Raw genomic sequence first — 20396 nt, 5'->3', positions numbered from 1 at the left:
CATGACGATCCCCACCACGACCGCGCTGCGCGAGTCCGCCCCCGCGGGCTCGCGACCGGGCCGCAACATGTGGAAGCGCATGGGTGCCTCGTTCTCGATGTTCCGCAACGGCAAGTCGCTGACGGGCCTCGCGATCCTCGCCTTCTTCACCGTGCTCGCCGTCTTCGGCGACCTCATCGCCCCGTACGGCCCGCTCGAGAAGGACTACTCGGCGCTCAAGCAGCCGCCGTCGCCCGCGCACTGGCTCGGCACCACCCACATGGGCGAGGACGTGCTGAGCCAGATCATCTACGGCACCCGCGGCGTGCTCGTCGTCGGATTCCTGGCCGGCATCATCGCGACCCTCATCGCGATCGTCGTCGGCGTGACCTCGGGCATGCTGGCCGGCTGGCGCAGCGAGTCGCTGTCGATGCTCACGAACGTGTTCCTCGTCATCCCGGGCCTGCCGCTCATGATCATCATCGCCTCGCAGTACGAGAACCCGAGCCTGCTGCTCATCTCGGCCGTGCTCGCGATCACCGGGTGGGCGTGGGGCGGACGCGTGCTCCGGGCGCAGACGATGTCGCTGCGCAGCCGCGACTTCGTGCAGGCGGCGCGCGCCAATGGCGAGCCGCTCTGGCGGGTCATCGCGGTCGAGATGCTGCCCAACCTCATGGCGATCATCGCCTCGAGCTTCGTCGGCACGGTGACCGCCGCGGTGCTCGGCCTCACGACGCTCGCGTTCATCGGCGTCATCCCGATCACGAACCTCAACTGGGGCACGATCCTGTTCTGGGCGCAGCAGAACGGCGCCTTCCCCGACTACTGGTGGTGGTACGTGCCCGCGGGCCTCTGCATCGCCCTGCTCGGCACCGCCCTCGCCCTCATCAACTTCGGCATCGACGAGTACGTCAACCCGCGCCTGCGCTCGGCGGGCGAGCGCGCCCGGGCGATGCGCAAGCAGGGCCTCAGCGCGACGAGCGCGGTCACCGCGGTGCGCGCGCCGGCGGCCTCGGGCGACGCGGATGCCCCGGGCGAGGCGCCGTCCGCGGCCGCCACGCCGCCCGCTCGCGACGCGGGGCAGCACCCCGCGCCCGTCGCCGAGCCCGCCGCATCCGCGACCGCCGACACCACCGCACCCGCAGACGCGGCCGCAGCCGCCGCGCCCACCGCCGAGCAGGAGACCGCGAACGCATGACCGACATCGATCTCCGCGTCCAGCCGACCCCAGCACCTTCGAGGAGCATCCCACCCGTGACCGCCCTGCCGCTGCACGACGACGCCCCCGCCTTCCGCGATCCCGCACTGCCCATCGCCGAGCGGGTCGCCGACCTCCTCGCCCGCATGAGCGTCGAGGAGAAGGTCGGCCAGATGCTGCAGCTCGACGCCCGTGACGACATCGACGACCTCGTGCTCGGCAAGCACGTCGGCTCGATCCTGCACGCCTCACCCGAGCGGCTCGAGCGCGCCCACGAGCTCGTCGCGCAGACCCGGCTCGGCATCCCGCTGCTCGTCGGCGAGGACTGCATTCACGGGCACTCGTTCTGGGAGGGCGCCACGATCTTCCCGACGCAGCTCGGCATGGCCGGCAGCTGGAACGCCGACCTCGTCGAGCGCGCCGCCCGCGCCACGGCGGTCGAGGTCGCGGCCACCGGCATCCACTGGACCTTCTCGCCCGTGCTCTGCATCAGCCGCGACCTGCGCTGGGGCCGCGTCGACGAGACCTTCGGCGAGGACCCGCACCTCATCGGCGAGCTCGCCTCGGCGATGGTGCGCGGCTACCAGGGCGACGGGCTCGACGACCGCCGGGCGATCCTCGCGACGGCGAAGCACTTCGCGGGCTACTCCGAGACGCAGGGCGGACGCGACGCGAGCGAGGCCGACCTGTCGCGGCGCAAGCTGCGCTCGTGGTTCCTGCCGCCGTTCGAGCGGGTCGCGCGCGAGGGCTGCCGCACGTTCATGCTCGGCTACCAGACGACCGACGGCGTGCCGATCACGCTCAACGAGTGGCTGCTCACCGACGTGCTGCGCGGCGAGTGGGGCTATACGGGCTCGCTCATCACCGACTGGGACAACGTCGGCCGCATGGTGTGGGAGCAGCAGATCCAGCCCGACTACGCGCACGCCTCGGCGGCGACGGTCAAGGCCGGCAACGACATGATCATGACGACGCCCGGCTTCTACCGCGGCGCGCTCGACGCGATCGAGCAGGACCTCCTCGCCGAGCACGAGCTCGACGCGGCGGTCGCCCGCGTGCTCACCCTCAAGTTCGAGCTTGGCCTCTTCGAGGACCCGCGGCATCCCGACCGCGAGCGCATCGCCACCGAGATCGCGACGGCCCGGCACCGTGCGCTCAACCTCGAGCTCACGCGGCGGTCGCTCGTGCTGCTCGAGAACGACGGGCTGCTGCCGCTCGGCGGCGGCTTCGAGGCGGATGCCTCGGGGCGGGCGATCGCCGGCGACGAGGCATCCCGCACGATCGCGGTCGTGGGGCCGCTCGCCGACGACGCGCAGACCCAGCTCGGCGACTGGGCCGGCAGCTCGGGCCAGGCCGGCTGGCTCGACGGCCAGCCGCGCGAGATGATCACGACCGTGCTCGACGGGTTCCGCCGCTACGCGCCCGCCGACTGGACGATCACGCACGCCCGCGGCGCCGACGTGCTCACCCTCGAGCAGGACCCGGCGGGGGCGACCTTCCCCGACGGCCAGCCCCGCCCGCAGATCGTCGTGCCCTCACCGCCCGACGACACCCTGCTCGCCGACGCGGTCGCGCAGGCGGAGGCCGCCGACGTGGTCGTCGCCGTCGTGGGCGACGTCATCGAGCTCGTCGGCGAGGGTCGCTCGACCGCGACGCTCGAGCTCATCGGCGGCCAGATCGCGCTGCTCGACGCGGTCGCCGAGGCGGGCACGCCGTTCGTCGTCGTGCTGCTCGCGTCGAAGCCGCTCGTGCTGCCGCCCTCGGCGCACAAGGCCTCGGCGATCGTCTGGGCCGCCTCGCCCGGCATGGAGGGCGGACGAGCGATCGCCGAACTCGCACTCGGCCTCATCGAGCCGAGCGGCCGCCTGCCGATCTCGTTCGCCCGCCACGTCGGCCAGCAGCCGACGTACTACAACCAGATCCGCGGGCAGCACGGCGACCGCTACGCCGACCTCACCCAGTCGCCGGCGTGGGCGTTCGGCGAGGGCCGCTCGTTCACGACGGTCGAGTACGGCGCGCTTCGCCTCGAGGCCGACGAGCTCTCGGTCTCCGACACGGTGCGCGCGACGATCGAGCTGCGCAACACCGGCGATCGGCCGTCCCGCGAGACGGTGCAGGTCTATGTGAGCGACACCGTGACGTCGGTCAGCTGGGCCGGCAAGGAGCTCAAGGCCTTCACCCAGGTCGACCTCGCGGCCGGCGAGACGGCGATCGTCGAGCTCGAGTTGCCCGTCGCAGCGTGCTCGATCGTCGACGCGCGCGGCGAGCGCATCGTCGAGCCCGGTGCGTTCGAGTTGCTCGTCGGGCCGTCGTCACGCGACGCCGACCTGCTCCGCGCCCCGTTCACCGTGGTCGGGTAGCCGAGGGCCGCCCGCACCCCGCCCGCGTGCCCTCCCGTCAGTCGAAGGTCGCGAGCCGGGCCTCGAGCCCGGCTCGCACATCGGGCCATTCGTCGATGATCACCGAGTAGACGGCGCTCGACCGCCACGTGCCGTCGGCGCGGCGCTTGTCGCGACGCATGACGCCGTCGAGCTTGGCGCCGAGCTTCTCGATCGCGGCGCGCGAACGCTCGTTCACCGAGTCGGCCTGGATCTTCACGCGACCGAACCCGTGCGAGAACGCGAGGTCGAGCAGCAGCAGCTTCGTCTCGGGGTTGACGGCCGTGCCCCAGACCTTCGGGTGGTACGCCGTCCAGCCGATGTGCGTCGACTCGTTCGCGACGTCGAAGTCGGCGAGCTTCGTCGCGCCGACGATCTCCTCGTCGCCCGATCCGCCGACGAGGCGCACCGTGAAGGGCCGCGCCGCATCGTCGGCGAGGTAGTAGCGCCGCGCCCACTCGATGAACGCCGCGCTCCCCTGCGGCAGCCCGGCCGGTCCGCCGCCGAACCCGCCTGCGAACACCTCGGGACGCGCGAGCGGCCCGTGGAGCTCGGGCAGGTCGGCCTCGACGAGCGGGGTCAGGAGCACGAATCGCCCCCGCAGTTCGGTCGGAGCGGGAACGGTCGCGGTGGGAGCAGCGGTCACCCGTCCGAGTCTGCCACGGCGTCGTCAGCCCGCGGGGCGAGCAAGTCGGGGGCTTTCCACGAGGGCGCAAGGCGTGCAACGATGACGAGGCACACGACACCCGAACGAAAGGTGGGGGCGATGGGTTCGATCGACGATGTCACGAAGGCCGCGCAGGACTTCATCGAAGACAACAAGGAGAAGATCGGCGAGGCGCTGAAGAGCGAGCAGGCCGAGGGCGTGAGCGACAGCGTGCTCGACAGCGTCGCCGACCTCGCCAAGAAGGTCACGGGCGGCAAGTTCGACGAGCACATCGACGGTGCTCGCGACGCCGCCGACGGGGCCGTCGGCAACGAGTAACCGGCAGAGCCGGAACGCCGGTCGCTGGGCCGGCAGGACGAGGGGCGGATGCTGCGGCATCCGCCCCTCGTCGCACCTCGCCACAGGACGATTGGATCGACTGCGCTGCCGCCCGGCCGCGCGCGGCGGATGCTGGGTGGAGGGCTGCGCTCGGGATCGAGGCGAGATGGGTTCGAAGCAACGATCATCGACGTCCGTCGTCTTCGTGGCGAGCGTCGCGTTGCTGTCCGCCTGCACCGCGTCGCCCGCGGTGCCACCCCCGTCGACACCCCCAGCAGCGGCGACGGCGCTCCCCGTCGGCAGCGAACCCGTGACCCTCGACCCGGCCGACTTCACGAGCGACATCGACAACCCGTACTGGCCCATGAAGCCGGGCACGCAGTGGGTGTACCGCGAGACCGACCCCGACGGGGACCTCACCGTCCGGGTGACCGCGACCTCCGAGACGAAGGTCGTCGCGAACGGCGTCGAGGCGCGGGTCGTGCGCGACACCGTGAGCCGCGGGGTCGACATCGTGGAGGACACCTTCGACTGGTACGCGCAGGACCAGGCGGGCAACATCTGGTACCTCGGCGAGCAGACCGCCGAGTTCGAGCACGGCGAGGTCGCGTCGACCGAGGGCAGCTTCGAGGCCGGAGTCGACGGGGCGCAGGCCGGCGTCGCCCTGCCGGCCGACCCGCAGCCGGGCATGGCCTACCGACAGGAGTACCTCGAGGGCGAGGCGGAGGACGCCGGAGCCGTGCTCGGCGTCGACGAGCTGGTCGAGGTGCCGTACGGTGCGTTCACCGGTGCCCTGCTGACGAGAGACACGACGCCGCTCGAACCCGACGTCGAAGAGCTGAAGTTCTACGCCGCCGGAGTCGGACCCGTGCTGACGCTCGCGGTATCGGGCGGCGCGGGCCGCGAGGAGCTCCTCGACGTGCGCACCGTCGCCGCCGACACCGGCACCGGCCCGCTCGGCATCGCCTACTGACGACGAGGGGCGGATGCTTCGGCATCCGCCCCTCGGTCATGCCCGGGTGCTCGGACTAGGCCTGCCGCCGGCGACGCCGGATCACGACGAACGCGATGGCCGCGAGCCCGCCGCCGACGAGCAGCAGCGCGAGCGTCAGCCGCGCCTCGATCCCGTCGACGCCCGTCGACGGGATGTGCGCCTCGAACCGGTTGTCGATCGTGATCGTCACGACGTCGTCGGTGCCGACGACGACCGGGTTCGCCTCGGTCGCGCTCACCGTCACGGCGACGGCTCCGCCCGTGTCGGTCTCCTCGGCCCAGCAGTCCGCCCCGACGGGCAGGTCGCCGAACGTCTTCGTCTCGCCGGCCGTGATCGAGACCGTCTCGTCGAGCGCCACGACGTCGGGGTTGCCCTCGCCGCGGTCGAGCACGCACATGAGCGCGATCTCGAACGTCTTGCCGGCGGCCTGGTCGGTTGCGCCCGACACCGTCTTCTCGAGTTCGAGCGCGCCGTTGTCGAAGGTGTTCGTGGCGGTGAGCGTCAGCCGCTGCGCGGTCGGCGCCTCCACGACGATCGCCGCGTCGTCGTACGAGTCGAAGTCGACGCTCGAGGCGGTCGCGCCGCCCGTGTCGGTCTCGACCCCGAAGCAGTGCGTGCCGAGCGGCAGCTGCACGGCGACGCCCTCGGCATCGACGATCTCGACCGTCTCCCCCGCGGTCAGCTCGACCGGTGCGTCGTAGAGCGTGACGAGCGTGTCGTCGACCTCGACCTGGCAGGTCACCTGCACGGTGAACACCGTGTCGGCCACCCACGCGGCGTCGGCGGCGTCGCCGTCGACCTCCTTCGTGAGCTCGACCGTGCCGAGCGAGAACTCGTTGACGAAGCCCGCGGTGACGACGGTCTCGACGCCCTCCTCGGCCTGGTCGGCGATCGTGACGGTGACCGGCGCCGCCGGCTCGTCGGCGTGGCCCGGGTCGGTCTCGGTCACGACGCACTCGGCACCGACGGGGATGCCGGTGATCGTGTCGCTCGTGAACGGTCCCTCGCCACCGTCGCTCTCGACGACGAGCTCCTGGTCGACGACCGTCTGCTCCTCGTAGGTGCAGACGACCTGGAAGGTGAACTCGTCCTCCGAGAACGCCGGCGCCCCGGGGCCCGCGACGTGCTTGAGCACGTTGAGCGCACCGGTGCGGAAGTCGTTCACGATGTCGACCTGCACGGGCTCTGCGCCCTCGCCCGAGTCGTCGCCCACGACGAACGTCTCGGGCGTGACGGTCGACTCGGTGGCTCCGCCGTCGTCGATCTCCGACACCCGGCACTCGGCCCCGGTCGGCAGGTTCTCGACGAGCCACACGTCGCCCGGAGCATCCTTCGTCAGGGTGTGGGTGCCGTCGTAGACGGTGTCGGGGTCGGCCGCCGGCAGGGTGCAGACGAGTTCGACCTCGAAGTCGCCGAAGGTTCCGCCCCAGGCATCCGCCCCGGTGCCGGTGACCGTCTTCACGACCGATGCCGACCCGACCGTGTAGTGGTTCGTGACGGCGACGACGTTGACGAGCTGGTCGTCGACGTCGGGCTGCAGCGTGAACTCGGCGCTCGTGGCCGAACCGAGGTCGTCGTCGGCGCCGTTCTGCGTCACGACGATGGTCGTGTCGGCGGCGTCGCGCTGCTCGGTCTCCTCGACGGTGCAGTCGGCGCCCGCGGGCAGGCCCGTGTAGGTCTGCTCGCCGCCGTCGCGGAGCAGGAACTCGTCGTCGAGCACGGTCTCGCCCTCGAACACGCACGTCGCGGTGAAGCGGTAGATCGAGTCGTACTCGATCGGTTCGCCGTTCGCGTTCGCGGCGCCGCCGTTGTCGACCGTCTTCGTGACGACGAACCCGGCGTCGGGGAAGACGTTCGTCACCGTGATGGTGATGGGCGTCTCGCCGCCGTCGACGACCACGGGGTCGTCGGCCGTCGCGCTGATCTCGATCGTCCAGGCGCCCTGGCCGTCGGGCTCCTCGGCGTAGCAGTCTGAGCCGATCGGGATGCCGGTCAGCGTCGCCTGCTCGCCGCCCTCCAGCTCGACCGGCTCCTGGTCATACGTGACGATCGGGTCGTTGTCGGGCCCGCGGTCGAGCGTGCAGGTCACGAGGATCTCGAAGGTCTTGTCCTCGGCGTACGACGCGGCGTCGCCGTCGAGTGCCTTCTCGATCACGAGGTCGGCGAGATCGAAGGTGTTCGTCGCGGTGAGCCCGAGCGCCTGCGGCTCGTCGCCGTCGTCGGCCACCACGATCACGGCGTCGTCGAACGAGTCGTGGTCGACGCTCGAGTCGGTCGCGCCGGCATCGTCGGTCTCGTCGCCCCAGCAATGCGTGCCGATCGGCAGCAGCACCGGGTCGCCCGTCGCCGGGTCGGTCACCGTGACCGTCTGGCCGCCCGTCACCTGCACGTCGCCCTCGTAGACGGGCGTGCCGCCGTCGGTCACCGCGCAGGTCACGTGCACCGTGTAGGTCGCATCGACGACGTCGGGGTCGTCGGATGCCTCGCCCGCGAGTTCCTTCGTGACGGCGATCGTGCCCGCCGAGAAGTGGTTGTCGAGCTGGGCCGTGGCCACTTGCGCCGCGCCATCGACCTCGTCGGGGATGGTCACCATGACCGGCTCGGGCAGCGCATCGGCGCCGCCTGCGTCGGTCTCGGTGATCTCGCACTCGGTGCCGACGGGAAGACCCGTGACGGCCTCGCTCGTGAGCGGTCCGGCGCTGCCGTCACCCGTGATCGTGAGGTCGCCCTCGCCCACCGTCTCGCCCTCGTACGTGCAGACGTAGTGGAAGACGAAGTCGACGTCGCTGCTGAAGCCCGTGCCCGGGCCGGACACCGTCTTCGCGATGTCGAAGCCGCCGACCCGGTAGTCGTTCGTGACCGTGACCTCGATCGGGTCGCCCTCGGTGCCGCCGACCCCGATCACGACCGGCTGGTCGGGCGAGACGACGACCTCGGTCGCGCCGCCGTCATCGGGCTCGGTCACGGTGCACTCGGCACCCGTGGGCAGGTTCTCGACGGTCCACGTCTCGCCGTCGGCGATGGTGTGCGTGGCGTCGTAGACGGGGTTGGTGGTCGCCTGGTCCCACGTGCAGACGAGCCGCACGTCGAACGAGTCGGCCGCCCAGTCGTCGGCACCGGCACCGGTCACGTCCTTGGTGATCGCGATCGAGCCGACCGTGTAGGTGTTCGTGACCGCGAGCGCAGTGACGTGCTGCTCGCTCTCGTCGTCGGGCAGGATCGTGAAGTCCGCCGTCGTGCCGTCGACGGGCTCACCGGCCGTGCCATCCTCGGTCACCACGATCGACGTCGACGTCGAGCCGGCCGTGTCGGTCTCCTCGACGGTGCAGTCTGCCCCGACGGGCAGCGCGTCGAACGTCTCGGTGTCGCCGTCGTGCAGGGTGAACTCCTGCTGGTCGGCCGGCACGACCTCCTCGCCGAGGAAGGTGCAGCTCGCCGTGAACGTGAACTCGGGGTCGTACGCGATCGGATTGCCGTCCTGGTCGAGGGCGCCGCCGTCGACGACGCTCTTCGTGACCGAGAAGCCGCCGAGCGCGTAGGTGTTCGTGACCGTCACCTGCTCGAGCTCGCCCTCGTCGGGAGCCGGGTGGTGGATCGACGTGTTGCCCGTGAGGTCACGACGCGCGGTCACCTCGCCCGAGGTCGTCGCGTCGGCACCCGCCGGGTCGTAGGTGACCGTCGAACCCTGCGAGGGGACCTCCTGCACGATGCAGTCGGCGTACATCGGCAGGTTGGTGCCCGTGCCGTAGTCGACGACCGTGCCGTCGGCGGGCACCGTCACCGGGTTCGCCGGGCCGCCGGTCGGGTCGACGAGCGTCACCGCCTCCCCGCCAGAGGTGCACTGGACGCCGAAGTCGTAGGAACCGGGCAGCGGGGCCGTCCAGCCGTCGGGCACGTCGACGACCTTCTGCAGCGCGATCTCGCCCGTCGGCACCGCGACGCCCGAGCGCACCGGCTCGACCGGGCCCTGGTAGATCTCCTGCGCGTTGTAGTCCGCGCGCGATCCGGCGGCGACGGCGTTCCACGCGATCGGCAGGCCGTCCGCGGACGCGTTCGGCACGTTGTATGGGGTCCGCGTCTGGAAGGTGATGCCACCGGATCCCTGGGCCCGGAGGTTCTCCGGGCCGGGCCAGGTCACGACGAGCTTCAACGCCTTCGCCTGGGCGAGTTCGGCCTCGGGGGTGGCGTTCGTGAACGAGATCCACTGACGACTGCTGACGTCGGCGTAGCACGGGTCGGTCGTCGGGATGTCGCCCGCCCTCGCGCTCCACTCGATGTCCTTCGCGTTGCAGGTGCGATCGGGGACCGTCGTCAGGTAGTACAGGTCGAAGACCGCACCGTCGACCGGCGCCGAGACGTTCCCGATGAAGACCGGCGACCACTGCGACCCGCGGCTGGTGCCGACCGTCACGCCCGTGTCGCCGACCGCGGGGAGCACGTCGATGCCCGCGACCGCCTCGGCCGGGACGTTTCCGAGGTTGGTGAACCCGATGGTCCACGTCTCCACGCCGCCGGGTCGCGTGATCGGCACGCAGTTGTTGCGGTAGAAGCCCGCGATGACCGAGTTGGGCTCGGCGCAACCTGCAGCATCCCCGGTCGTGTTGAGCACGCCGAGATCATCGAAGTTCGGGTCGCCGGCGGCGGCACCGGGGACCCCGGCACCGCTGCCCTTGACGCTCTTGACGAGCGCGATCGGCGCGGCGGCGGTCGGGTTCACCGTGGTGTTCGACGAACATGCCTCGACGTCGGTGACCTGGGGGTTGACGACGGTCGCGTTCGACGTCGAGTCGCACGTGTCGAACTCCCGGTCGCTCGTCGCGGTGATCGTGTTGCCCACCGGGGTGCCGGGCGCGAGCCCCTGGCGGAACTGCAGCGCCGCCCCGATGACGAGCACGTCGCCGGGATCGAAGACGAAGCCGTCGGGCACCGTGATGGTGACGAGACCGGTCGCGGTGTCGAGGCTCCCCGCGAAGCCGGAGGCGTCGAGCACGGTGCCGTCGGCCGCGGTCAGCGTGAACGAGAACGTCGGGTCGACGTTCGGGCGCGGGATGAGCAGCGACCCCTGTGCGTCGGTCGCGACCTGGTCGGTGAGCTCGAGACCCGTGATCGGCCACTGCCCCGTATTCGTGATCCGCATCCGGTACGGGATGTTGCCCGACGGCGGGAACTGCTGGGAGGCCGAGCCGCCCTGGCCGTTGCCGGGCGTCTTCACGACCTTGATGCCGTTCGCCAGGTGCTTCAGCACCGTCGCATCCGTCGCGTCGTCGTCGGCCGACCAGTTGGACTGGCCGTTCGTCCACGAGCCCTCGCCGTGCACGTCGACGGTGTCGGTCGTCGTACCGGGCGCGGTCTCACCTGGAGCGATCGGCACCGGAATGCCGGGCTGGGTGGTCGGCACGGGGGTGTCGGTCTCGCCGTTCGGGCCGGAGCGCAGGTCGACCAGTTGGTTCGCCGTGAACGTGATCGGCACGACCGGGTTGATCGGGTTCTCCCAGTTCGACTCGGCGTCGTCGACGCGGAACTCGAACCGGAGGCCCACGACGTCGCCCGCGGCGACGCCGCTCGGCAGCACCGGGTCGACGAGACCGCTCGAGTCGGCGTCCTGCCATTCGCCGACCGTCCAGCAGTCGGTGAGGTCGGTGTCGCCGTCGCAGGTCTGGCTCAGCGTGTTCGTGCCGCTGTCGTACGCGTACTCGACTCCGGTGAGCGCGGAGACGCGGATCTGCCGGACGGGCGTCGGCAGGGTCGTCTGCGGGAACGACGCGAACTCGAACTGGTTCCAGAACGTCGGGTCGTCGTCGGTGATCGTGAGCACGGTCGTGCGCACATTGCCGGTCGGCTGGCCGGTGAGGCCGATCGTGTAGCCCTCGCGCGGCTCGTTCTCGACCCGGTCGTTGTTGTTCGCCGACGTGGGCGGCGTGTCGATGGTCTTCTGCGCCACCACACCGTAGCTCGCCGCCGCGAATGGGAGCGTGTCGGTTGCGGTGCCGGTCGCCGTGTCGATGGCGGGGTTGCCGCCCGGGCGGTCCACCTGGGCGCCCGCGACGTTGGTGACGAGGTCGGCCGTCGTCACGGGGTTGGCCGGGTTGCTGCGCTCGGTCTGGCGCAACTGGTAGGTCAGTACCACCGAGGCGATCGCCTTCGACTCGATCGCCACGTCGTCGGCGTCGGTGTGCACGACCGAGAAGGCGATGACGTCGGCGAGCTCGTCCGGCGTGAGCGCGAGTGCCTCGGCGATCGTGTAGTCGGTGGTCGCGCCACCCTCGCGCGTGAGCGTCACGGTCGACTCCGTCGCCGCGTCGGGCACCGTGATCGTGTCGATCGCGTAGAGGTTCAGGAACTCGTACGTGTTCGTCGGGCTGCCCGGCGCGGGGTCGGCGATCGCGAGGGTCTGCACCCCGGCCTCGGTCTCGTTGCGTGCGGTGATCGTCGCGTTGACGAGGGGGTAGCTGTCGGCCGGCGTCGTCTCCGGCGGGATCGGCAGGTTGTCCTGATCGAACTGCTTGGTGACCGAGACGTTCACCGTCGAGTCGAGGATCGTGATGAGGTCGGAGTCGGTCTGGTCGATTGGGTTCGGCCCCTCGCCCGAGATCTCGGCCGTGTTGTCGACGACGCCGGGCTGGCCGGAGTTGAAGTCCTCGGTGTGCAGCGTGCCGGTCACGGGACCGCCGTCGCTGCGCTTGAAGTCGCGCAGCTCGAACACGAGGTCGAGATCGCGGTCGTGCCCGTACGAGGGCGCGACGCCGGAACCCGCGGTCGGCTGGCCGGCACCGCCGCGGTGCGAGCCCTCCGCATACGTGAGACGGACGGCCCGCGTCGTCAGCTGCTCGTCGGCCGACAGTTCATACCCGGGGAACGCGCCGTCGCAGGCGGTGCCGTCGCCGCACGCCGCGGCCGTGACGTCCACCCACGCGCCCGTGCCGGTGCCCTCGTCGAACTCGAACAGCTCGACCTTCGATACCCGGTCGTACTGCATCGACGCATCGCTCGCCGAGTCGATCGGGGCGATCTCGACGAGGTTCCAGGCGTCGAACGCCGACTGGGCGATCGCCGTGTCGTCGTAGTCGGGGCCGGCGGTCGGGTCGTCGGTGATCGCGACGCTGTCGAACGGCACCCCCTCGGTCGACCAGGAGATGCGGGCGGTGCGCCGGTCCTCGCTGAACGCGAAGAGCGGATCCGAGGCGTCGACGATCCAGTGCTTCTCGAAGAGGTCGGGCCCCTCGCCGCCGTCGATCGGCTTGAGGTCGATCTCGTCGCCGTCGGTCGCGGTGTTGTCGTCGGGGGTGACGTCGTTGTCGTTGTGCACGTCGGAACGCGCCTCGTTCGGCACGGTCAGCGGGTCGGCCGCCGCCGCGGCATCCGCGACCGAACCGGAGCCGTCGCGGAACTGGTCGCGTGTCTCGACGGTGATCGACGGGGCTGCCTGGAAGCCCGGCGGCAGGAGCTCGCCCTCCTTCGGCGTGTAGACGAACTGGATGCCCTGGATCTGGTCCTGGGTGACGGGTGCGGTGCCACCGGGCACCGAGAGCACGAGCGTGCCCGCGCCGTCGAGCTGTCCGCCGGGCAGCGGCACCCATGCGGTGCCGTCCCAGTAGTTGACCTGCAGGTCGGCGTTCGCCGGCACGCCGGCGACGATCTGGGTGAGGTCGAAGGCGTTCCAGAACGGGTCGATCGCGCCCGACGGGTCGGCCGGATCGCTGATGACGAGGACATCCGAGCCGACCGTCGAGGCGTTGGGCCCCTGGTCGTTGACGTGCGCGATGAAGCTCACGTCGGTCGTCGAGCCCGGCACCGCCCACTGCTCGTCGCGCGCGATGTTCTTGTCGATCGTCGTCGAGACGCGACCGGGCTGGCGCGTCACGTCGTCGCTCGCCGAGTCGTCGCCGCTCTTGCCCGTCTGGTCGGTGACGATCGAGGTCGTCTCGTTGGTCGTCGTCACGTCCTCGCCGTCGACGGGCTGGGCGATGACGTCGAAGGGCACGGTGGCGGTCGCGTTCTGGATGATCGGACCGGTGAACGTCACCGTGAACCCGACGACCTCGGCGGTGTCCTCGAGCTCGGGGTCGGGGAGCGTGTTCGGGGTGTCCGCGGTGAGCGTCTCGGTCTGGCCGTCGGCGTACACGTACGTGATCGACGCACCGGTCGCGTTCGGCGGCCAGGTGACGCCGCTCGTGAAGCCGTCGAACACGAGCCCCTGATCGGCGAGGTCCGGCTGACCCGGAGTGGGCTCCTGGATCACCATCTGGGTCACCGGCCGGAAGCCGTTCGTCGCCTCGATCGTCGCGGTCGTCTGCTGACCGGCGAGGAGGTTCGGGTTGGCGAAGTTCTTCGTCACGTCCACGAAGGGACCGGTGTTCGAGATGACCACGTCGCCGGCCGCGGTCTTCGGCGTGCTCGAGTCGCCGTGCACCACGACGTTCGACGAGGCCGTGTTCGGAACGGTGACCGACTCGTCGAGGGGGAGGTCGAGCACCTGGTCGTTCGTCTCGGCCCCGATGCCGATGCTCGCGGGTTCGTCGCCCGACGGCGGCAGCTGGTCGCCGTTCGAGTTGCTGAAGGTGAACTTCAGGCCCTTCACGTCCGCCGGCGGAACGCCCGCCGGGATGCCCGACGGGTCGGCCGGGATCGGCCCGGGCCCGTACGCCGAGGTCCAGTTGCCGTCGGCGTCGAGCCACTCGATCTCGACCTGGTCGGCGCCGGCGGGCGGGGTGATCGAGGTGATGCCGGTGAAGTCGAAGTAGCCGTCGAACGGGCTCGCGACGCCCGCTGCCGGGTCCTGCACGACGATCTCGTCGACCGATCGGTTCGACGCGTTGCCGCCGCCGATCGTGTAGTCGACCGGCTGGTCGGGCAGCGCGGGCACACCGGGGGTGCCGTCGGGCTGGTGGTCGTCGACCGACTTCGTGACCGTCGAGTCGAGTACCTCGGGCACCGCGATGGTGATGGTCTCGCTCTCGGAGACCGGGAGCGCGTTGTCGGCGGTCGCGTTCGCCGTGTTCGTGATGTCGACCCCGTTGTAGTCGGCGCTGATGTCGGCCGGGATCTGCACGAACACCGTGATCGTGGCCTTCTGGCCGGCCGGCTGCCCGGTGCCGTCGCCGCCGAGCGAGGTGAAGTCGACCGTGAAGTTCGTACCGTCGACCGCGACGGTCGAATCGCCGCCGCCCGAGACCTCGACGGCCGGGTCGATGCTCTGATCGAAGACGAGCGGCGCGGGCAGGGTGTCGGAGAGTTCGGCGTTGATGCAGGTGTCGACCAGGTTGCTGTTGCAGGTCAGCTCGATCGTGTAGCTGAACTGGTCGCCCGGGTTGTACGGCGAGTTGTTCGGGTTCACCGACTTCTCGAGGATCAGTTCGGCGTCGTCCTCGGCGGCGAAGGCGGGTGCGAGCGCCGCCGGCGCCGTGAGCCCGACGGCCAGGAGCGCTGCCGCGAATCCTGCGAGTGTACGACGGACGATCGACATCTACTCCCCCTTGCCGCGGCTCGGGAAAGCCGCTTCGGGTGCGCGGTAGCGCGCGCGCCCGATTTCGACACTATCGGGGGCGGATGCCGCGGGGGAACCCTCCGGGAGGCCGAGTGGAGCGTCGCGTCAGCCGAGCAGATCGTGCAGCTGCACGATCTCGTCTCGGCCGGGCCCGACGCCGATCGCCGAGATGCGCGAGCCGCTCATCGCCTCGAGCGTGCGGACGTACGCCTGCGCGTTCGCGGGCAGGTCGGCGAACTCGCGGGCGCCCGAGATGTCCTCGGTCCAGCCGGGGAACTCCTCGTAGATCGGCTTCGCGTGGTGGAAGTCGCTCTGCGAAACGGGCACCTCGTCGAAGCGCTCACCGTCGACGTCGTAGGCGACGCACACTGGGATCTTCTCGATGCCGGTGAGCACGTCGAGCTTCGTGAGCACGAAGTCGGTGACGCCGTTGATGCGCGACGCGTAGCGGGCGATGGGGGCGTCGTACCAGCCGGTGCGGCGCTTGCGACCGGTGGTCGTGCCGAACTCGTGGCCCTGCTCGGTGAGGAAGTCGCCCCACTCGTCGAACAGCTCGGTCGGGAAGGGGCCCGCGCCCACGCGGGTCGTGTAGGCCTTGATGACCGCGATGACCCGGTCGATGCGATTCGGGGCGATGCCCGAGCCGGTGACGGCGCCGCCCGACGTCGCGTTCGACGAGGTGACGAACGGGTACGTGCCGTGGTCGACGTCGAGCATCGTGGCTTGGCCGCCCTCGAAGAGCACGGTCTCGCCGGCCTCGAGCGCGCGGTGCAGCAGCAGCGACGTGTCGGTGACCATCGGCCGCAGGCGGTCGACGTACGAGAGCAGCTCGTCGACGATCTCGTCGACGCCGATCGCCCGGCGATTGTAGACCTTCACGAGCAGGTGGTTCTTCTGGTCGAGGGCGCCCTCGACCTTCTGCCGCAGGATGTTCTCGTCGAAGAGGTCTTGCATGCGGATGCCGACGCGGTTGATCTTGTCGGCGTAGCTCGGGCCGATGCCGCGCCCCGTCGTGCCGATCTGACGCTTGCCGAGGAAGCGCTCGGTGACCTTGTCGAGCACGCGGTGGTACTGGGTGATGAGGTGGGCGTTGGCCGAGATTCGCAGCTTCGAGACGTCGACGCCACGGGCCTCGAGCCCCTCGAGCTCCTCGAAGAGGACCTCGACGTCGACCACGACGCCGTTGCCGATGACGGGGGTGACGCCCGGCGTCAGGATGCCCGACGGCAGCAGGTGCAGCGCGTACTTCTCTTCTCCGACGACCACGGTGTGACCCGCGTTGTTGCCGCCGTTGAACTTGACGACGTAGTCGAGGCGCGAGCCGAGCAGGTCGGTCGCCTTGCCCTTGCCCTCGTCGCCCCACTGTGCACCGATGAGTACGGCTGCGGGCATGTCAGCGCTCCCCTTCTGCCGGCTGCTCGGCCGGAACGATCGTGATGAGCTGGGTCGGCGTGAACTCGCTCGCGATGCGGGCGGGAGCCTCGGCATCGGCGCTGCGCAGCTCGTCGGCGAGCGCTGCGGCGCGGTCGGCGAGACCGAGCGACTCGGCGGCGCGGCGCTGCGTGTCGAGCGCGCGCAGGTAGGCCCGGTTGGGCTCGTCGGCCCACGGCACTGCGGTGCCGGGCTGCCAGCCGGCGGTCGCGAGCTGCTCGCGGGCGAGCTCGGCGGATGCCGCGGCGAAGGCGTACGCCTCGAGGGGGCGACCCTCGGAGTCGGCGAGGTCGGCGAGCTCGGCCCAGGCGAGGGGCGATGCGGGATGCTCCGAGACGATGCCGGCCACGGCGGCGCGATCGGCCTCGGCCAGCGCCTGACGGACCTCGGGTTCGTCGGCGAGCGCCGCGTCAGGCCCGGGTGCTGATTCTTCGGGAGTCACACTCCACCTTATCGCGGGCCCCATTTCACGCCGGTTACGCCGGGTCGGCCGAGGAGGGCGAAGCCCGTATCGAGACCTCCCCGGCCGGTCGGTCGAGTAGGGCGAAGCCCGTATCGAGACCTCCCCAGCCGGTCGGTCGAGTAGGGCGAAGCCCGTATCGAGACCACCACCCCGACGATACGCAACGAGGGGCCGGGCCTCACGGCCCGACCCCTCCCGCGGTCTCGATACGCTCCTTCGTGGCTACTCGACCACCGGGCGTCGCATCACTTCACGACGTTGAACGCGTTGACGTTGCCCGCGCCGTAGAACCCGTTGCGCGCACCGCCCGTGCAGGTCGCCTCGTAGCCCGGCAGGTTGGGAACCGGGTTGTAGACGCCGGGCGGGCAGGCGATCGGCGTCGCCGTGCGCTCGAGGAACGAGGCGAGCTGACCGGGGTTCATGCCGGGGTGGGCCGACACGGCGAGCGCCGCGACGCCGGCCGCGTGCGGCCCGGCCATCGAGGTGCCCTGCTTGTAACCCCAGCCGTTCGTCTTGGTCACCGTGTTGAAGGTGGTCGACAGCACGGCGTCGGCCGCGATCGACGGCGCCCCGCCGTTGCGGAACCGTGCGTCGCCGCCGGGAGCCGTCACGTCGACGACGCCTTGGCCGTACGACGAGTAGTAGGCCTTCTGCTCGGTCGGGCCGACGGCCGAGACCGTCACGACGCCGGCTGCCTCGGCCGGCAGGTCGCGGCACGCACCGTTGATCGTCCGGTCCTCGACGGGGTAGCTGCCGTCGTTGGGGCTGCCCGAGTCGACGAACTTGTGCTGCAGGTCGACGTTGCTGTTACCCGCCGACGCCACGGTCAGCGTGCCCTTCGACGCCGAGTAGCGCAGCGCGCGCTGCACGGCCTGCCAGACCGGGCGCTGCCGCGGGTCGTTCACGCAGTTGAACTCCCACGGGTCGATGAAGTAGCTGTTGTTGGTGACCGGCATGCCGTGGTCGGCCGCCCAGAGGTAGCCGCAGATGGCCGCTTCGGGGTAGATGAATCCGTCGTCGTTGACGACCTTGACCGAGGCGACCTTGACGCCCGGCGCGACGCCCGCGATGCCGACGCCGTTGATCGCGGCGGCGATCGTGCCCGCGACATGGGTGCCGTGGTCGGAGGTCGTCGGGTTCCACGCCGCCTCGCTCGTGTCGACGACGCCGCCGATGCACGAGGCGCTCTGGTCCTTGGCGATCTGCGAGGCGAGATCGGGGTGGGTCGACGAGATGCCCGAGTCGAGCACGCCGACGACCACCGACGAGTCACCGGTGGTCACGCCCTGCGCCTCGGCCACGTCGATCTGCTTCATGTCCCACTGCAGGCCCCACAGGGGCTCGCCCGTCGGGTCGCCCGCAGCCTCGACGCTCGCCGAGTCGACGGCAACGGTCTCCTCGTCGTCGACGAGAGTGGTGCCGAGCCCGTCGGTCATCGCGACCTCGAGGCCGCCGCCTACGCGCGATGTGAAGTCGCCGGCCGACGACCGCGCGAGCACGACGCCGATCTGGTCGTAAGCGGCGACCACGGTGCCGCCTGCGGCAACGACGCGCTTCTGCGCGTTCTTCGTGTCACCGCCCTGCGAGCCCACCACGAGGTAGCTGTGCTCCTGGCCGTCTGCCATGGCCGGGGTGCCGGCCGCGCCCAGAAGGCCGATGGCGAGGGCCGCGGTGCACACCGCGGCTCCGATCACCTTGCGATTCATTCCCTGTCTCCTTCGAAGGGTCTGGATGCACGATCGACGATGTCGACCGGGACCGGGCGGTTCGCGATCTGCGGGTGCACCGGCATCGTCGCCGGCGCCCGCCCGATCTCGCGAGCCTATCCACCGGCATCCCCCGACGGCAGTCCCCCGGAATCCCGGGCGCGTCCCCCGATGCCGGCCGATCCGGCTCCGCCGTCGCCACTCGCCCCGGTCGAGCGGCCCCGGCCGCGGCATCCGCCCCGATGTCACGCGCGCCGGCGCCCAAGTAGGCTGGAGGGCATGTCGAAGGTCCTCACGTCCCTCCCCGTCGGCGAGCGCGTCGGCATCGCCTTCTCCGGAGGTCTCGACACCTCCGTCGCCGTCGCGTGGATGCGCGAGAAGGGCGCGGTGCCGTGCACGTACACGGCCGACCTCGGCCAGCCCGACGAGCCCGACGTCGAGGCCGTGCCCGGCCGCGCGCTCGAGTACGGTGCCGAGCTCTCGCGCCTCGTCGACTGCCGCGCCGCCCTCGTCGAGGAGGGCCTCGTCGCCCTCGCGTGCGGTGCGTTCCACATCCGCTCGGGCGGCAAGACCTACTTCAACACGACCCCGCTCGGTCGCGCGGTCACGGGCACGTTGCTCGTGCGCGCCATGATGGAGGACGGCGTCGACATCTGGGGCGACGGGTCGACCTACAAGGGCAACGACATCGAGCGGTTCTACCGTTACGGCCTCATGGCCAACCCCCGCCTGCGCATCTACAAGCCGTGGCTCGACTCGGCGTTCGTGACCGAGCTCGGCGGCCGCCAGGAGATGAGCGAGTGGCTGCAGGAGCGCGACCTGCCCTACCGGGCGAGCGCCGAGAAGGCGTACTCGACCGACGCGAACATCTGGGGCGCGACGCACGAGGCGAAGGTGCTCGAAGAGCTCAACGCCGGCATCACGACCGTCGAGCCGATCATGGGCGTCAAGTTCTGGGACGACTCGGTCGAGATCGCTCCCGAAGACGTCACGGTGCGCTTCGAGGAGGGCCGCCCGGTCGCGATCAACGGCGTGCGCTTCGACGACGCCGTCGAGCTCGTGCTCGAGGCGAACCGCATCGGCGGCCGTCACGGCCTCGGCATGAGCGACCAGATCGAGAACCGCATCATCGAGGCGAAGTCGCGCGGCATCTACGAGGCGCCGGGCATGGCGCTGCTGCACCTCGTGTACGAGCGGCTGCTCAACGCGATCCACAACGAGGACACGATCGCGAACTACCACAACGAGGGCCGCCGCCTCGGCCGCCTCATGTACGAGGGCCGCTGGCTCGACCCGCAGTCGCTCATGCTGCGCGAGTCGATCGTGCGCTGGGTCGCCTCGGCCGTCACGGGCGAGGTCACGGTGCGCCTGCGCCGCGGCGACGACTACACGATCATGAACACCGAGGGCCCGGCGTTCAGCTACCAGCCCGAGAAGCTCTCGATGGAGCGCGTCGGCGACGCGGCCTTCGGCCCCGAAGACCGCATCGGCCAGCTCACGATGCGCAACCTCGACATCGCCGACTCGCGTTCGCGCCTCGAGCAGTACGCGCACCTCGGCATCGTCGGCGGCGCGACCGCCGCACTCGTGGGCGACCTCGCCGAGGGCCAGGCCTCGTCGATCGCCGCGGCCAGCGACGATGCCGCGGATGCCGCGACCGACGCCGCGATCGAGGCGGCCGCGTTCGACCTCGGCACCGACTGACGTTCGGCGGCTCTCTGAGCCGTTCGGTCTCGCGAGGCCCGACTCATCGACCTGCGCTTCCGCAGCGCAGACCG

The 20396-nt window shown here is 70.8% G+C and carries 10 protein-coding genes; 5 read left to right on the top strand and 5 right to left on the bottom strand.

The window, feature by feature from the left end; genetic code table 11:
- Position 1: 1 nt before the first annotated feature.
- Positions 2–1177 carry an ABC transporter permease gene (locus tag MUN74_RS10730; protein ID WP_370647291.1) on the top strand — a complete coding sequence of 392 codons (1176 nt, stop codon included), beginning with the start codon at positions 2–4 and terminating at the stop codon, positions 1175–1177.
- 56 nt (positions 1178–1233) lie between these two features.
- Positions 1234–3537, top strand: a complete 2304-nt coding sequence (locus tag MUN74_RS10725; RefSeq protein ID WP_244852048.1) for an exo-beta-d-1,3/1,6-glucosidase — start codon at positions 1234–1236, stop codon at positions 3535–3537.
- Positions 3538–3574: 37 nt separating this feature from the next.
- Here the strand turns inward: MUN74_RS10725 and MUN74_RS10720 are convergent, their stop codons facing one another.
- Entirely contained in the window at positions 3575–4201 is a 627-nt protein-coding gene (locus MUN74_RS10720) for a GNAT family N-acetyltransferase (protein ID WP_244852047.1), read from the bottom strand.
- A 120-nt stretch (positions 4202–4321) separates the two neighbouring features.
- Here MUN74_RS10720 and MUN74_RS10715 point away from each other — a divergent pair, with 120 nt between their 5' ends.
- Together MUN74_RS10715 and MUN74_RS10710 are read left to right on the top strand one after the other, a co-directional pair.
- Positions 4322–4540, top strand: a complete 219-nt coding sequence (locus MUN74_RS10715; protein WP_244852046.1) for an antitoxin — start codon at positions 4322–4324, stop codon at positions 4538–4540.
- Positions 4541–4706: 166 nt separating this feature from the next.
- Positions 4707–5513 carry a hypothetical protein gene (locus tag MUN74_RS10710; RefSeq protein ID WP_244852045.1) on the top strand — a complete coding sequence of 269 codons (807 nt, stop codon included), beginning with the start codon at positions 4707–4709 and terminating at the stop codon, positions 5511–5513.
- A gap of 55 nt (positions 5514–5568) precedes the next feature.
- On the opposite strand, the gene MUN74_RS10705 is transcribed toward MUN74_RS10710, so the two are convergent.
- The 4 genes from MUN74_RS10705 to MUN74_RS10690 all read right to left on the bottom strand — a co-directional run bounded on the left by MUN74_RS10705 (position 5569) and on the right by MUN74_RS10690 (position 18618).
- Positions 5569–14997, bottom strand: a complete 9429-nt coding sequence (locus MUN74_RS10705) for a DUF5979 domain-containing protein (protein WP_244852044.1) — start codon at positions 14995–14997, stop codon at positions 5569–5571.
- A gap of 126 nt (positions 14998–15123) precedes the next feature.
- On the bottom strand, positions 15124–16410 hold the full coding sequence (locus tag MUN74_RS10700; RefSeq protein ID WP_244852043.1) for an adenylosuccinate synthase: 1287 nt from the start codon (positions 16408–16410) through the stop codon (positions 15124–15126).
- A gap of 1 nt (position 16411) precedes the next feature.
- Positions 16412–16891, bottom strand: a complete 480-nt coding sequence (locus MUN74_RS10695) for a DUF3151 family protein (RefSeq protein WP_244852042.1) — start codon at positions 16889–16891, stop codon at positions 16412–16414.
- A 266-nt stretch (positions 16892–17157) separates the two neighbouring features.
- A complete protein-coding gene (locus tag MUN74_RS10690) occupies positions 17158–18618 on the bottom strand; it encodes a S8 family peptidase (RefSeq protein ID WP_244852041.1) in 1461 nt (486 codons plus the stop codon).
- Between the two features lie 279 nt (positions 18619–18897).
- Here MUN74_RS10690 and argG point away from each other — a divergent pair, with 279 nt between their 5' ends.
- A complete protein-coding gene (gene argG, locus MUN74_RS10685; RefSeq protein ID WP_244852040.1) occupies positions 18898–20322 on the top strand; it encodes an argininosuccinate synthase in 1425 nt (474 codons plus the stop codon).
- Positions 20323–20396: the final 74 nt, after the last annotated feature.

Source organism: Agromyces sp. H17E-10, assembly GCF_022919715.1.
Classification (GTDB): domain Bacteria; phylum Actinomycetota; class Actinomycetes; order Actinomycetales; family Microbacteriaceae; genus Agromyces.
The sequence above is the reverse complement of the archived record's forward strand: the minus strand, read 5'-3'. Positions and strand labels throughout refer to the sequence as shown.